We start from the raw sequence: 15,758 nt of genomic DNA on the forward strand, positions 1-15,758 counted from the left end.
GGTTCAGACCTCGGCCCAGCGGCGCAACAAGTTGTGGTAGGTGCCGGTCAGTTGCAGCAAGGCAGGATGCTCCGGCACATCGGTGGTCAATTGCTGGATGGCATTGTCCATCTCGTACAGCAATGTACGTTGCCCGTCGTCGCGCACCAGACTCTGGGTCCAGAAAAATGCCGCATAGCGTGCGCCACGGGTCACCGGGTTGACCTTGTGCAAGCTGGTGCCGGGGTACAGCACCAGGTCACCGGCCGCCAGCTTGACCTGCTGCACGCCGTAGGTGTCCTGGATGACCAACTCACCGCCGTCGTAGCTGTCGGGGTCGCTGAGGAACAGGGTCGATGACAGATCGGTACGCACTCGCTCGGGGCTGCCCTTGGGCTGGCGCAGTGCATTGTCGATATGGAAACCGAAGTTGCCCCCTTCGCGGTAACAGTTGATCAGGGGCGGGAAGACCTTGTGCGGCAACGCCGCCGACATGAAACGCGGGTTCTTCCACAAGCGGTCGATCAATGCGCAACCCAATTCCTTGGCCAGTGGGTGCCCTTCGGGCAACTGCAGGTTGTGCTTGGCCTTGGCCGACTGATACCCCGCCGTGATCTTGCCATCAGCCCAGTCGGCCTGCTCAAGGGCCTCGCGGATGCGAGTGAGCTCGTCGGCGTCGAACAGGCCGGGAATGTGAAGCAGCATGGCAACGCACCATCAGGAAGTGTAAAGGCTCAATGATATTGATTACCTTTTACGCTGTACAAGCCCCGTCCGCCGCTTAAGACGTTTCAGCGCGTGCAAACCGTAAAGACAAATTGTAAAGAATGTAAATTCATAGCGAATGGTAACGACTCTCAATTGTGAGTCACAATTGCTTACATTAAGATCCGCAGCCTTAACACCTTGGGGAAGGTTCTTTGCAATGCGTCACTACGTGCCATCTACCGTAAGTTCACCGCGCCTTATCGTTTCGGCCATCGGCGTCGCCCTCAGCGCGTCCTCTGCCTATGCCGCCGAGCCCTCCGCCAGTAACGCCATCACCCTCGATGCCACCAGCATCGAGGGCAAGGTTGAACAGGCCAGCACCGATTACAAAGTCGAAAAGGCCTCCTCGCAGAAGTACACCGCTCCCCTGGTGGACACGCCCCGTTCAGTCACCGTGATTCCACAGCAAGTGATCAAGGACACCAATGCCCTGAACCTGCAGGATGCTCTGCGGACCGTGCCAGGCATTACCTTCGGTGCCGGCGAGGGCGGCAATCCCCAGGGCGATCGCCCGTTCATTCGCGGTTTCGATGCCCAAGGCGACACCTACCTCGACGGCGTACGAGACACCGGCGCACAAACCCGCGAGATCTTCGCCGTGGAGTCGGTGGAAGTTGCCAAAGGCCCGAACTCGGCGATCGGTGGCCGCGGAGCTGCCGGCGGCACCATCAACCTGGTAAGCAAGCGGGCGCACTTGGGCAACTCGCTCGACGCCGCGTGGACCTGGGGCAGCGACCAGACCCAGCGCTACACCCTCGATGGCAACTACCAGTTCAGCGATACCGTTGCCGGCCGCCTGAACCTGATGACTCACGAAAGCAACGTAGCCGGGCGCGACAAGGTCAACTACGACCGCTGGGGTATCGCACCGTCCTTGGCCTTTGGCCTGGGCACGCCGACCCGCGTCAACCTTGACTACTACCACCTGGAAAGCGACGACCTGCCAGACTCGGGTATCCCGTACACGATCCCGACCGGCGGTAGCGGCGACCGCACCTCGGCCCACCCAAGCAAGCCGAATGACGGTGGCGACAGCGACAACTTCTACGGCTTGACCAATCGCGATTTCCGCAAAAGCCGTGTCGACATTGCCACCTTCGCCATCGAGCACGACCTGACAGACGCGCTGACCATCAAGAACACCCTGCGTCATGGCAACAGCATGCAGGACTACATCCTGACTCAGCCCGACGATAGCCAGGGCAACGTCAATAACGGCGAAGTCTGGCGTCGGGCCAATACCCGCGTCGGCAATACCACGACCACCACCAACCAGACGGACCTGTTCGGCGAGTTCTATGTGGCGGGCTTCAAGAACAACTTCTCGACGGGTATCGAACTCAGCCGCGAAGAATCGAAACGGTCTTCCTACAATGTCGCCACACTGGATGGCACCACCAAGGTCAACAACAAGAACGTGTGCAATGGCATCGGTGCCCCGTACAACTGCACCTCGCTGGGCAACCCGACGCCGGACGATCCGTGGAATGGAGCGATCTCACGCAACTACGCGGGTACCGACACCAAGAGCGACACCCGCGCCATCTACGTGTTCGACACACTTGAGCTGACACCTCAGTGGCTGCTGAACATGGGCCTGCGCTACGACCACTTCGACACCCAGTACCGTGGCTACGACGCCTCGGGTGCGACCGTGGTGAACAAGAATGGCATCGCATCCAAGGGCAGTGACACCAGTGAGTTCTTCACAGGCCAACTGGGCCTGGTCTGGAAGCCAGCCGACAACGGCAGCATCTATGTCTCCTACGCCACTTCCGCGACGCCGCCAGGTGCCTTGCTTGGCGAAGGTATGGAAGGCAACCCGCTGGGCAATACCACCGACCGCTCCGGCAACCTGCTGAGCAGCGACATGGAGCCGGAAGAGACCACCAACTACGAAATCGGCACCAAGTGGGACCTGCTGAACGAGCGCCTGTCGCTCACCGCCGCCCTGTTCCGCACCGAGAAGGAAAATGCTCGCGTTCAGGTGGACACCACCTCGTACGAGAACGTTGGCGAAACTCGCGTACAGGGCATCGAGCTGTCGGCCAGCGGCAAGATCACCGAGAAATGGCAGGTGTTCGCCGGCTACACCTACATGCAGGCCCGGCAGATCGACGGCGGCCCCCTGGGCAAGGCCAATGATGGCAACCAGCTCCCTAACACACCTAACAACAGTGCCAGCCTGTGGACCACCTACGCGATCACGCCGAAGCTGACGGTCGGTGGCGGTGCCTTCTACGTCGACGACGTCTACGGCAGCGTGGCGAACACCACCATGGTCGACAGCTATGTCCGCTACGACGCCATGGCCGCCTACAAGCTGACCAAGAACGTGGACCTGCAGTTGAACGTGCAAAACCTGACCAACGAGGTGTACTACGACAAGGCGTTCTCCACCCATTTCGCCAACCAGGCCGCAGGCCGCACCGCATTGCTGACCACCAGCGTTCATTTCTGATGACGGGATTGGGGTAAAGCCGGCCCCTGCAGGAGCCGGCTTGCCGGCGATAGGGCCCACACTGGCACTAAACAATCCCCGACCCGGCCCCGTTCATTTCAGTGAGCGGGGTTTTTGCGTATCAAGGCATAATCCACGCCGCCCGGCCCCGCGCGGCCCCAAATGGTGATCGATGTGTTGAAGAAGTCGCTGTTCCAATTGCACTGGTTCTTTGGCATCACCGCTGGCCTGGTGCTGGCCCTGATGGGCATCACCGGCGCGGTGTATTCGTTCCAGGAAGAACTGCTGCGGCTGTTCAATGCCGATGTCCTGCGGGTCGAGGTGCGCCAGGAAGGCGTGCTGCCGCCAGCAGAGCTGGTCCGACGGGCCGAGGCTGCACAAGGCGACAAGGTCTCGATGCTGTGGGTCGATACCCGCGAAGGCAATGCCGCGCGCCTCTTCTTCACCCCTGCCCCCGGCGAGCGCCGTGGCGAACTGCGCTATGCCGACCCCTACACGGGAGAGCTCAAGGGTGAAGTCGCCGGGCAAGGCTTCTTCAACCTGATGCTGCAGTTGCACCGTTTCCTGGCCATGGGCGAGACCGGCAGGCAAATCACCGGCGCCTGCACCCTCATGCTGGTGCTCTTCTGTTTGTCCGGGCTGTACTTGCGCTGGCCGCGCAAGGCGCTGAACTGGCGGGTCTGGCTTACGTTCGACTGGGCCAAGAAGGGCCGCGCGTTCAACTGGGACCTGCACGCGGTGGCTGGGACCTGGTGCCTGCTGTTCTACCTTCTTTTCGCCCTCACCGGCTTGTTCTGGTCCTACGACTGGTACCGCGAGGGGCTGAACAAGTGGCTGGCCGACACGCCGGCCGGTGGTGAGCAGCACAAACGTGGTGCACGCCATGGCCTGCAGAAAGCCGACAAGGACACACCGCCGCTGGTGGTCGACTACGACGCGATCTGGAGCAACCTCAAGGCATCCGCAGGCCCAGGCCTTGCCAGCTACAACCTGCGCTTGCCGCCGGCTGGCGACCGGCCAGCCACACTCTTCTACCTGCTGGACAACGCCCCTCACGAGCGCGCCTTCAACACCGTCACCCTGGACCCGGCCAGCGGCCAGTTCAAGCGCGTGGAGCGCTACGATGACAAGTCGTTCAAGGCCCAGCTGCTGCAGAGCGTCTACGCGCTGCACGTGGGCAGTTATTTCGGCCTGACCGGGCGAATCATCGTCACGATCGCGAGCCTGACCATGCCACTGTTCTTCGTCACCGGCTGGCTGCTGTACCTCGATCGTCGCCGCAAGAAACGTCAGGTTCGTGCCGCACGGGGCACCGTCGTCACTACCGCGGACAAAGCCGATAACTGGTTGATCGGCTTCGCCAGCCAAAGCGGCTTTGCCGAACAGCTGGCCTGGCAAAGTGCTGGGCAGTTGCAGGCTGCCGGATTGCCCGTTCAGGTCCGCCCACTGGCCGACCTGCAAGAGAACGACCTGCGCCAGGCGCGTCGCGCGCTGTTCGTGGTCAGTACCTTCGGCGATGGCGAAGCGCCTGACAGTGCGCGCGCGTTCGAACGCAAAGTGCTCGGCCAGCCATGGGCATTGAACAACCTCACCTATGCCCTGCTGGCCTTGGGTGACCGACAGTACCCACACTTCTGTGGTTTTGCCCGGCGCCTGCAGGCCTGGCTCGGCGAGCGCGGTGCCAGCAGCGCCTTCAGCCCGGTGGAGGTGGACAACGCCGACCAGGCGGCACTGCAACAATGGCAGCACGCGCTTGCCAGGCTGACCGGCGCCAAGCCAGTCGCTGCCTGGCAAGCGCCAGACTTCGAAAACTGGAGCCTGACCCGCCGCGAGCTACTCAACCCCGGCAGCCTGGGACAACCGGTCTTCCTGCTGGGGCTGCGCCCTGAACACCCGGCGAATTGGCAAGCCGGCGACCTGGTCGAGGTGCTTCCACTCAATGGCCAACGTCGGATCGGTGAATTCCTCGATGGGCTGGGCCTGGACCCCAATACCCGCGTGCAATTGGACGGTCTGAGCGAGACCCTGGGCCAAGCCCTGGCCAGTCGCCAATTGCCCACCCACCGCAGCCACCTGCTCGGCCTGCATGCCCAAGCCTTGGTCGATGCGCTGGTACCGATCGGTAGCCGCGAATACTCCATCGCCTCGATTGCCAGCGACGGCGAGCTCGAGCTGATCGTACGCCAGGAACGTCATGGCGACGGCACCCTCGGCCTGGGTTCGGGCTGGCTGACCAAGTACCTGCCGGTCAATGGCACCGTCAGCTTGCGCCTGCGCCGCAACAGTGGGTTCCACCTGCCAGAAGCGCCGGCCCCCATGATTCTGATCGGCAACGGCACCGGCCTGGCGGGCCTGCGCAGCTTGCTCAAGGCACGCATCAGCGCGGGCGAGCAGCGCAACTGGCTGCTGTTCGGCGAGCGCAACCGTGCCCACGACCTGCTTTGTGGTGTCGAGCTACAGCAGTGGCTCGACGTGGGCGATCTGAAACGACTGGACGTGGCCTTCTCGCGGGATCAGGCCGAGAAGGTCTATGTACAGGATGTCCTGCTGCAACAGGCCGATGAGTTCAGACGCTGGATCGACGACGGCGCCTGTGTATATGTCTGCGGCAGCCTGCGAGGAATGGCCACCGGGGTCGATACCGCGCTCAACGCCATCCTCGGCGAAGCGACTGTGCAGCAATTGATCGAGGATGGGCGGTATCGGCGGGATGTGTACTGAGCGGAAATCGATGTAACCGGCACCGGCCTCTTCGCGGGTTTAGCCGCGAGAAGGCCGGCCCAACTGTCAATGCAACTCGAAGGTATCGGCATCCAGGTTCGCCGGGAACTTGGCCCGGTAGGCCGCCAGCTCCGCTGCACTCAACACCGCAGTAAACACCCCATCCGCCTCCCCGGCGCTCAGCAGACTCTCGCCCTGGAAGTCCAGCACCTGGCTGTCACCCGAATAGGCGAAGCCCTTGCCGTCGGTACCTACCCGGTTCACTGCGGCCACATAGCACAGGTTCTCGATACCACGCGCCGGCAACAGGCGGTTCCAATGCAGGCGACGGGCCGCCGGCCAGTTAGCGGTATACAGCAACAGGTCGGTGTCCTGGGCGTCACGGCTCCACACCGGGAAACGCAGGTCGTAGCAAATCAGGGGTCGCACCCGCCAGCCCTTGAGCTCGAACTGCACCTGGCGCTCACCCGGGGTGAAGTGCTTGTGCTCGCCGGCCATGCGGAACAGGTGGCGCTTGTCGTAATGCAGGATTTCACCATCCGGGCGCGCCCACAGCAGGCGATTGCGGTGGCTGCCGTCCGCGGCCTGGATGATCAGGCTGCCGGTGATGACTGCGTCGTGTTTCTTCGCCTGGGCCTTGAGCCATTTGTAGGTGGGGCCGTTCTCAGGCTCGGCCAGGGTTTCCGAGGCCATGGAAAACCCGGTGGTGAACATCTCGGGCAGGATCACCAGATCCACATCGCCCACCTGCGCCAGCAGCTCATCGAAGTGCGCGTAGTTGGCTTCGCGGTCGTGCCAGGCCAGGGTGGTCTGCACCAAGGCGACTTTCAGGTTAGGCAGTGCACTCAGATCGCGCATAGTTTTTCCGCTGCCTGACGCAGCGTCTCCTCTCGTTTGGCAAAGCACAGGCGAACCAGGCGTTGCTCGGGGATGGGTTGCTGGTAGAACACCGACACCGGAATGGTCGCCACGCCATGTTCGCGGGTCAGCCACAAGGCCATGTCGACGTCGTTCAGGTCCGGGCGGATCTGCGAGTAGTCCACCAGTTGGAAATAAGTGCCCGCCGTGCGGACAAAGGTGAAACGCGAGTCTTGCAGCAAGTCGCAGAACAGGTCGCGCTTGGCCTGGTAGAAGCCAGGCAACGCGTCGACATGCCCGGGGTCTTCGGCCATGAAATCGGCCAGGGCACATTGCAACGGCGTCACACCACAGAAGTTGACGTACTGATGCACCTTGCGCAGCTCTGCGCTCAGGGCTGGCGGGGCAACGACATAACCGGTCTTCCAGCCAGTGACGTGGTAAGTCTTGCCGAACGAGCTGACCACGAACGCGCGGCTGTAGAGTTCGGCATGGGCCAGCACGCTGGCGTGGCGCACACCGTCATACACCAAGTGTTCGTAGACCTCATCGCTGACCAGGTAGATATCGCGCCCGGCGATCAGACTGGCCAGCTGGTCGAGATCTTCACGGGTAATCAGCGCGCCGCTGGGGTTGTGCGGAGCATTGAGAATGACCATGCGCGTACGCGGGCTCAGGGCGTCGCTGAACCTCTGCCAGTCGATGCGAAAATCGCCATCGCTCAACTGAACATGCACGCACCGGCCACCGGCCAGGGCCACAGAAGGCGCGTAGCTGTCGTAGCACGGATCGAAGACGATGACCTCGTCGCCCGCTTGGATAACGGCCTGGATGGCACAGAAGATCGCCTCGGTGGCACCTGGGGTGATGGTCACTTCATGGTCGACATCGACTTTTGCACCGTACAGGCGCTCGATCTTGGCGGCGACCTCCTGGCGCAGGGCTGGCAGACCGGTCATCGGCGCATACTGGTTGTGCCCTAAAGCCACATGGCGGCCAACCGCGTCCAGCAGCGCCTGGGGGCCGTTGAAGTCGGGGAAACCCTGCGAAAGGTTCAACGCGCCGGTCTGTACGGCCAGCTGGGACATGGTGGTAAAGATGGTCGTGCCAACATTCGGCAGTTTGCTGCGGATCATGAAGCCCTCTTTCCTGGGGGTATCCGGCACGGGGTTGGAGTCCGAGCATAGCGGATCGAGCGGTCAGGAAAAAGGATGAAACAATGAGGGTATTGCGCTGGGTCAAAGGGCCAAATCGCCGGCAAGCCGGCTCCTGACCTTGGCGGTAGGAGCCTGCTTGCGGGCGACCACGCCCGCGGGAAATCAGCGCTTCTTGTCGCGGCGCTTCTTCTCGGCCTTCTTGTGGTGCGACATCAGGCGGCGCTTCTTGTTGACCTGGCGGTCGGTGAGGGTGTTCTTCTTGCCCTCGAACGGGTTCTCACTCCCTTTGTACTCGATGCGAATCGGCGTACCGACCAGCTTGAGCACACGGCGGTAAGTGTTTTCCAGGTAACGCGAGTACGACTTCGGAATCTTGTCGGTCTGGTTGCCGTGGATCACGATCAACGGCGGGTTGGCACCACCGAGGTGGGCATAGCGCAGCTTGATGCGGCGGCCATTGACCAGCGGCGGCTGGTGCTCGCTGACCGCATCCTCGAGGATCTGGGTCAGTCGGCTGGTCGGCCAGCGGGTAACCGCCGACTTGAACGCAGCCTGAACCGACTTGTACAAGTGGCCCACACCGGTGCCGTGCAGCGCCGAAATGAAGTGGATGTCGGCGAAGTCGACGAAGAACAGCCGGCGCTCCAGCTCGGTCTTCACATAATCGCGTTCACCCGGCTCCATGCCATCCCACTTGTTCAGGGCGATGACGATGGCGCGGCCGGCTTCCAGGGCGAAGCCCAGCAGGTTCAGGTCGTGGTCCACCACGCCTTCGCGGGCGTCCATGACGAAGATCACCACGTTGGCGTCCTTGATCGCCTGCAGCGTCTTGACCACCGAGAACTTCTCGACTTCCTCGTGGATCTTGCCGCGCTTGCGCACCCCGGCGGTGTCGATGAAGGTGTACTTCTCGTCATCACGCTCGAACGGGATGTAGATACTGTCGCGGGTGGTGCCCGGCTGGTCGTACACCACCACGCGCTCTTCACCGAGCATGCGGTTGACCAGCGTCGATTTACCGACGTTGGGGCGACCGATGATGGCGATCTTGATGCCATCTTTCTCGCTCGGCCCCGGAATACGCACAGCTTCCTCGCCTTCGGCGACGTCGGCATCCAGCGCTTCCTCGACCTGGTCGCGTGGGAGATGGCCGAGGACGGCCTCCATCAGCGCATTGATACCACGGCCCTGCGAGCCGGCCACTGGAATGGCGTTGCCCATGCCCAACGGCGAGAACTCGGCGCGAGCGACATCGGCGTCGATGTTGTCGATCTTGTTGGCGACCAGGATCGCTTCCTTGTTCCGCTTGCGCAGGTGCTCGGCGATCATCTGGTCGGCGGCGGTCATGCCGGCGCGGGCATCGACCAGGAACAGCACGTAGTCGGCTTCCTCGATGGCCATCAGCGACTGCTCGGCCATCTTCTCGTCCATGCCGACTTCGTCGCCGGTGATACCGCCGGTGTCGATCAGGATGTACGAACGACCCTGCCAGGTGGCATCGCCATACTGGCGGTCACGGGTCAGGCCCGACAGGTCACCGACGATGGCATCGCGGGTTTTGGTCAGGCGGTTGAACATGGTGGACTTGCCGACGTTCGGCCGTCCCACCAGGGCGATTACGGGAACCATGCGGCTCTCCACTCTTGAATTCTTGAAAATGCAAAGGCCGCTGCAAGGCAGCGGCCGGAGTTCGGGCGGCGTTTCCTACGCCGCAACTCAAGACCTGTAGCGGTCTTGAGCATAGCTTCAGCGGATGGTCAGTGCCTCGAGCTTGCCGCTGTTGCCAAAGACGTAGATGGTGTCGCCGACCACCAGGGGTCGGGCGCGCAGGCCATCGCTGTCGATTCGCTCGCGACCGACGAAACGGCCGTCGACCTGGCTGAGCAGGTGCAGGTAACCCTCGAAATCACCTACCGCCACGTAGCTGGAGAACACTTCCGGGGCCGACAACTGGCGGCGGGCCATGGAGTCATTGGTCCACAGCGCGCTGGAAGAACGCTCGTCGACACTCTCGACGGTGCCCGACGCTTCGCTGACGTAGACGTTGCCAAAGCCTTGGGCGACACCTACGTAGCTGGACGCATCGCGCTGCCACAGCACGCGACCGCTTTCCAGGTCCAGGCCCGCGACACGGCCCTGGTAGGTGCTGACGTACAGGGTACCACCGGACAGCAGCAGGCCGCCGTCGATGTCTACCACGCGGTCCAGCTCCGAACGGCCCTGTGGAATGGCCACGCGGCTTTCCCAGACAGGCACGCCGTTGCTGATGTCCACCGCAATGACTTTGCCAGTGGACAGGCCAGCAACGGCCAGACGGTTGGTCACGATCGGCGCGCCGGTGCCACGCAGGGTCAGCACCGCCGGAGTGCTTTCATAGATCCAGCGACGGTCGCCGGTCGCGGCATCGAGGCCGATCAGACGGTCGTCCTGGGTCTGGACCACCACCACGTCACCATTGTTCGCTGGCGGTGCCAGCACTTCACTGGTAACGCGCGAGCGCCAGCGCTCCTCACCGGTGCTGGAATCCAGCGCGATGACTTCGCCCTTGAGCGTGCCGAGCATGACCAGGCCGTAGCCTACGCCTACAGCGCCGGAAACCGGCAACTCCAAATCCTTCTTCCACACCACGTCACCGGTGACGCGGTCGAGGGCGAAGACTTCGCCATTGACATCGGATGCGTAGATGCGGTCATTCTCGATGGCCGGCACCAGGGTGTTGTACGTCTCGCCCTGGCCGTCACCGATCGAACGGCTCCACTGCTTCTTCAGCACCACTTCCTCGGTGAACTTGGTCAGCTCGGCCGGAGGCAGTTCCTTCTTGCTATTGCTGCTGCAACCTGCGGCCAATACGGCCAGGGTCAGCACTGCTGCTTGTTTCCAACCGATCACGTCAGGCGTCCCCTTTGGCCAGGTCATCCAGCTTCAATTGCAGGCCACCGACCGCGGCGTCATCGGACAGCGCGGCCTTGGCTTTTTCGTAGGCGCCGTGAGCATCGTCGGCACGACCCAGCTGCACCAGCAGGTCGCCCTTCAACTCTTCGCGGCTGGCCAGGAACGCCTTGTCGGCGTCGCCATCGAGCAGCTTGAGCGCCTCCTCGGCCTTGTCCTGGGCAGCGAGCACACGCGCCAGACGCTGGCGAGCGATTTCACCCAGGGTAGCGTCGGCAGGTTTGTCCATCACGCTCTTGAGCTCGGCGGCGGCGTCGTCGAGCTTACCGCTCTCGACCGCCACCTTGGCCACGAACAGGCTGCCGTATTGGGCGTAGGCGGTACCACCGAACTCGCTCTTGAGCTTGCCAGACAATTCCGCCACCTTGGTGGCGTCAGGCTGGCCACTCGGCGTCAGACTGGTTTCCAGCAGGGCCTGGTACAGCGCCGAGGCACCTTGCGACTGATTGTTCTGGTACTTGTGCCAGGTATTCCAGCCCAACACCACCACACCGGCCAGCAGGGCACCGGTCAGCAGCGGCTTGCCGTTGCGGTTCCACCAGTCCTTGGCTGCGGCCAGGCCTTCATCATCGGTACTCGACACCCCAATACTCCTTTTCAGCAATTCGGCTGTTTGACTGCTTCACGCTTGCGCGATGGCAGCTTCCAGGTGCTCGGCCAGAGCATCCCAGGCAATGTTCTGTTGTTCACCCTGGCCACGCAGGGGCTTGAAACCAATGGTGCGCTGCGCGAGCTCGTCGTCGCCAAGAATCAGCGCAAACAGCGCACCGCTCTTGTCGGCTTTCTTGAACTGGCTCTTGAAACTGCCCCCCCCGGCGTTGACCGCCAGGCGCAGGCCCGGAAGACGGTCACGCAGGCCTTCGGATAGCTTCAGTCCGGCCAGTTCGGCCTGGTCGCCGAAAGCGCACAGGTAGACGTCGATCTGGCGGCTGATGGACTCTGGCACCTTGCCCAGGGTCTCCAGCAGCAGGATCAGACGCTCGATACCCATGGCGAAACCAACGCCCGGGGTCGGCTTGCCGCCCATCTGTTCGACCAGGCCGTCGTAGCGGCCACCGGCGCACACAGTGCCCTGGGCGCCGAGCTTGTCGGTGACCCACTCGAACACGGTCTTGCTGTAGTAGTCCAGGCCACGCACCAGCTTGGTGTTGATTACGAACGGAATGCCAGCGGCATCCAGACGGGCCTTGAGGCCCTCGAAGTGCACACGGGACTCCTCGTCCAGGTACGCTTCCAGTTTTGGCGCATCGACCAGCACCGCCTGGGTGTTCTGGTCCTTGCTGTCGAGAATGCGCAGCGGGTTGCTCTTCAGGCGGCGCTGGCTGTCTTCGTCCAGCTGGTCCAGACGCGCGGACAGGAACTCGACCAGGGCATCGCGGTAACGTGCGCGCGCTTCGCTGGTGCCCAGGCTGTTGAGCTCCAGCTTGACGGCATCCTGAATGCCCAGCAGGCCCCAAAGACGCCAGGTGAGCATGATCAGCTCGGCGTCGATGTCCGGACCGTCCAGGTTGAACACTTCCACGCCAATCTGGTGGAACTGGCGGTAGCGGCCCTTCTGCGGGCGCTCGTGACGGAACATCTGGCCGATGTACCACAGCTTCTGGACCTGGCCGTTGCCGGTGATGCCATGTTCCAGTACGGCTCGCACGCAAGCGGCTGTGCCTTCGGGGCGCAGGGTGAGCGAATCGCCGTTGCGGTCCTCGAAGGTGTACATCTCTTTTTCGACGATGTCGGTGACTTCACCGATGGAGCGCTTGAACAGCTCGGTGAACTCGACGATCGGCGTACGGATCTGGCTGTACCCGTAGGTGTCCAGCAGACCAGCCACGGTACCCTCGAAGTAACGCCACAGTGGCGACTGCTCGGGCAGGATGTCGTTCATGCCACGAATGGCTTGCAGCGATTTGCTCACGGGGAATCCTTACGAATCTGTGTATCAGCCGCGGGCGATCAGCGCCGCGTCGGCCTCGACCTTCTCGGCCGCTTTCTGGCGGATGAGTTTTTCCAGCTCATCGACCAGGTTGTCATTGGTCAGCTTCTGCGCGGGCTTGCCGTCGATGTAGACCAGGTTCGGAGTACCACCGGTCAACCCCACATGGGACTCCTTGGCCTCACCTGGGCCGTTGACCACGCAGCCGATCACCGCGACGTCCAGCGGTACCAGCAGGTCTTCCAGGCGCCCTTCCAGCTCGTTCATGGTCTTGACCACATCGAAGTTTTGCCGCGAACAGCTCGGACACGCGATGAAGTTGATGCCACGGGAACGCAGGTGCAGCGACTTGAGGATGTCGTAACCGACCTTCACTTCCTCGACCGGATCGGCGGCCAGGGAGATACGGATGGTATCGCCGATACCTTCGGCCAGCAGCATACCGATGCCGACGGCGGATTTCACCGTTCCCGAACGCAGGCCACCGGCTTCGGTGATACCCAGGTGCAGCGGCTGGATGATCTGTTTGGCCAGCAGGCGGTAGGCTTCGACGGCCATGAACACGTCGGAGGCCTTGACGCTGACCTTGAAGTCCTGGAAGTCCAAGCGGTCGAGATGCTCGACATGGCGCAGGGCCGACTCGACCAGTGCAGCTGGGGTCGGTTCGCCGTATTTCTTCTGCAGGTCCTTTTCCAGCGAGCCGGCGTTGACGCCGATACGGATCGGGATGCCACGGTCGCGAGCGGCATCCACCACCGCGCGCACTCGGTCTTCACGACCGATGTTGCCCGGGTTGATGCGCAGACAGTCGACACCCAGCTCGGCCACGCGCAGGGCGATCTTGTAGTCGAAGTGGATATCGGCGACCAGCGGCACGCTGACCTGCTGCTTGATGCGACCGAACGCCTCGGCGGCGTCCATGTCAGGGACCGAGACGCGCACGATGTCGACGCCAGCATCGACCAGACGCTGGATCTGCGCCACGGTGGCAGCGACATCATTGGTGTCGGTGTTGGTCATGCTCTGTACCGCGATGGGGGCATCCCCCCCTACTGGCACATTGCCGACCCAGATTTTGCGGGATTCGCGACGTTTGATCGGAGATTCGCCGTGCATGACTTACTGTCCCAACTTCAGGCGAGCGGTCTCGCCACTGGTGAACGGGGCAACATCGACGGCCTGACCGTTGTAGCTGACCTGAGCGCCACGGGCAAAGCCCAGGCGTACCGCGAACGGCGGCTTACCGGTCAGTTCCAGGCTGTCACCCTTGCGCTTGATGGCGCTGAACAGCACCTTGCCGTTGCCATCTGTAACTTGCGTCCAGCAATCGGCGGTGAATTGGATCGCTACCTTGGCACTCCCGGCCGCTACTTCGGCTGGGGTGGCCACGGGGGTTGCCGGCGCACTGGCGACAGGTGCCGCTGGCGTGGCAGGTACGACTGGAGCGACCGGTGCAGGCACTACGGCCGTGGCCGGCGCTTGCTGGACCGGGGCTGCTGCGGGTGCGGGCGCGACAACCGGCGCCTGGGCGGACGGCGCAGTCGCAGCGACAGCAGGGTTGGCTGGCTCGCTGGCGGCCTGCGCAGGCTCCTCGGCGGCGGGCTGCTCCAGTGGCAGTGGCGCACTCTCAGCTTGCTCGCCAGCGGTAACCGCCTGGTCTTCAGGTTCGTCCAGCGGGTGGATCTGCGTGGTGCCGTCGGCGCTCTCGACCTCGACGTGCTCCAGCGCGATCTTGGCCAGGTCCTTGCCACGCAGGCTGCCCTGGTCCTGCCACCACAGGAAGCTGCCGCCGACGACGGCCAGCAACAACAGCAGGCTGACCCCGCGCAAGATGTTATGCGACAGGCGCACCGGTTCTTCGATGCGCCCCAACGAGTGCACTTCACTGCCCTTGGCGTGGGTACCAGTGAACTGATCGAAGGCTTCGACCAGCGGGGCCTGATCCATGTCCATCAGCTTGGCGTAGGCACGGATGTAGCCACGGGCGAAGGTATGCCCCGGCAGCTTGTCGAAGGCACCGGTTTCCAAATGGTTCAGCGACGTGACCGTGAGGTTGAGCTTGCGGGCGACCTCGGCTTGCGACCATTCCCGGTTCTCGCGGGCCTGGCGCAAGAGTTCACCGGGGTTTTGGCGAGACGCTGCTGCTACTTCGGGATGCGCGGCTTTCATCGTTGCTCCGACAGGTATTGCTGATATTCCGGCGTACCGGGATAAAGTCGTTGTAATTGCTCGCCCAGCTCAGCCAGTGCGTTGCGTTCGTCGAACGCGCGGGCAAGGCGACTGCCCAGCAGCAGGCTGCGGGCGTCGTGGCCACTCAACTGGCTGAAACGATCGTAGTAGTCCCGGGCCGGCACATAATGCCTGTTTTCGTAAGACAACTCAGCCATTTCCAACAACGCCCTGGGTTGTCGCGGGTTGAGTTGCAGGGCCTTGCCCAAATACGCATGGGCCTGGTCGCGACGGTCGAGCCTGAGGGCTGTGAGGCCGAGGTTTTCGTACACGCGCGAACGCTCAGGATACAGGCTATCGGCACTGGCCAGGCGAAACATCTGCTCGGCCTCGTCGAACCGCTGCTGAGCATATAGGAAACTGCCGTAATTGTTGCGAATTCGCGTGTCGCCGTCACGCGCATTCAAGGCCTTGCGAAAATGCGCTTCGGCCAGGGCGGGCTCGCCCTGCGCTTGGAACACCAGTGCCAGCGCGGCGTGGGCGTCGGCATCGTTGGCATTCAGGGCCAAGGCCTTGCTCAACGGCACCTTGGCCTGTTCGGCAAAGCCTTGTTGCAAATATCCGAGTCCGAGCTGCACGTAAGCCTTGCCAGCCTCGGCACGCCCTTGGCGATTGGCCAAGGGGTCGCTCGCGCCGCCCGACACACAGCCGGCCAGCAGCACAAGTGTCAGCATCGATAGCGCGGCGCGCAGGTTCATGGCCGGGC

12 protein-coding genes are annotated in these 15,758 nt (G+C 62.8%); 2 read left to right on the plus strand and 10 right to left on the minus strand.

Features of this window, described 5'->3' with window-relative positions; genetic code table 11:
• Positions 1 to 3: 3 nt before the first annotated feature.
• Positions 4 to 684 (minus strand): Fe2+-dependent dioxygenase, encoded by a 681-nt coding sequence (locus P3R38_RS20355; RefSeq protein WP_023382195.1) that lies wholly within the window; start codon positions 682 to 684, stop codon positions 4 to 6.
• A gap of 220 nt (positions 685 to 904) precedes the next feature.
• On the opposite strand from P3R38_RS20355, the gene P3R38_RS20360 reads away from it, so the two are divergent.
• Together P3R38_RS20360 and P3R38_RS20365 are read left to right on the plus strand one after the other, a co-directional pair.
• Entirely contained in the window at positions 905 to 3,208 is a 2,304-nt protein-coding gene (locus P3R38_RS20360) for a TonB-dependent siderophore receptor (RefSeq protein WP_027906601.1), read from the plus strand.
• A 174-nt stretch (positions 3,209 to 3,382) separates the two neighbouring features.
• Entirely contained in the window at positions 3,383 to 5,929 is a 2,547-nt protein-coding gene (locus tag P3R38_RS20365) for a sulfite reductase flavoprotein subunit alpha (protein ID WP_277686550.1), read from the plus strand.
• Positions 5,930 to 5,995: 66 nt separating this feature from the next.
• Here P3R38_RS20365 and P3R38_RS20370 read toward each other — a convergent pair whose 3' ends face one another.
• The 9 genes from P3R38_RS20370 to pilW all read right to left on the minus strand — a co-directional run bounded on the left by P3R38_RS20370 (position 5,996) and on the right by pilW (position 15,750).
• Positions 5,996 to 6,787 (minus strand): amidohydrolase, encoded by a 792-nt coding sequence (locus P3R38_RS20370; protein ID WP_023382198.1) that lies wholly within the window; start codon positions 6,785 to 6,787, stop codon positions 5,996 to 5,998.
• On the minus strand, positions 6,775 to 7,923 hold the full coding sequence (locus tag P3R38_RS20375) for a pyridoxal phosphate-dependent aminotransferase (protein WP_023382199.1): 1,149 nt from the start codon (positions 7,921 to 7,923) through the stop codon (positions 6,775 to 6,777). Before P3R38_RS20375 ends, P3R38_RS20370 begins: the two co-directional genes overlap by 13 nt.
• Before the next feature lie 183 nt (positions 7,924 to 8,106).
• Positions 8,107 to 9,573, minus strand: coding sequence for a ribosome biogenesis GTPase Der (der, locus tag P3R38_RS20380; RefSeq protein WP_023382200.1), 1,467 nt, complete (start codon positions 9,571 to 9,573; stop codon positions 8,107 to 8,109).
• Between the two features lie 117 nt (positions 9,574 to 9,690).
• Positions 9,691 to 10,833, minus strand: a complete 1,143-nt coding sequence (gene bamB / locus P3R38_RS20385) for an outer membrane protein assembly factor BamB (protein WP_277687233.1) — start codon at positions 10,831 to 10,833, stop codon at positions 9,691 to 9,693.
• 1 nt (position 10,834) lies between these two features.
• Positions 10,835 to 11,476 (minus strand): tetratricopeptide repeat protein, encoded by a 642-nt coding sequence (locus P3R38_RS20390; protein WP_027906603.1) that lies wholly within the window; start codon positions 11,474 to 11,476, stop codon positions 10,835 to 10,837.
• A gap of 39 nt (positions 11,477 to 11,515) precedes the next feature.
• On the minus strand, positions 11,516 to 12,805 hold the full coding sequence (gene hisS, locus P3R38_RS20395) for a histidine--tRNA ligase (protein ID WP_023382203.1): 1,290 nt from the start codon (positions 12,803 to 12,805) through the stop codon (positions 11,516 to 11,518).
• A 24-nt stretch (positions 12,806 to 12,829) separates the two neighbouring features.
• Positions 12,830 to 13,939 carry a flavodoxin-dependent (E)-4-hydroxy-3-methylbut-2-enyl-diphosphate synthase gene (ispG, locus tag P3R38_RS20400; protein ID WP_023382204.1) on the minus strand — a complete coding sequence of 370 codons (1,110 nt, stop codon included), beginning with the start codon at positions 13,937 to 13,939 and terminating at the stop codon, positions 12,830 to 12,832.
• Between the two features lie 3 nt (positions 13,940 to 13,942).
• Positions 13,943 to 14,992: a RodZ family helix-turn-helix domain-containing protein gene (locus P3R38_RS20405; protein ID WP_023382205.1), complete on the minus strand. Its 1,050-nt coding sequence runs from the start codon at positions 14,990 to 14,992 to the stop codon at positions 13,943 to 13,945.
• Positions 14,989 to 15,750: a type IV pilus biogenesis/stability protein PilW gene (pilW, locus tag P3R38_RS20410; RefSeq protein WP_023382206.1), complete on the minus strand. Its 762-nt coding sequence runs from the start codon at positions 15,748 to 15,750 to the stop codon at positions 14,989 to 14,991. The genes P3R38_RS20405 and pilW overlap by 4 nt, the downstream gene beginning before the upstream one ends.
• Between the last annotated feature and the right edge of the window lie 8 nt (positions 15,751 to 15,758).

This window comes from Pseudomonas sp. NyZ480 (assembly GCF_029537255.1).
GTDB classification, from domain to species: Bacteria; Pseudomonadota; Gammaproteobacteria; order Pseudomonadales; family Pseudomonadaceae; genus Aquipseudomonas; species Aquipseudomonas taiwanensis.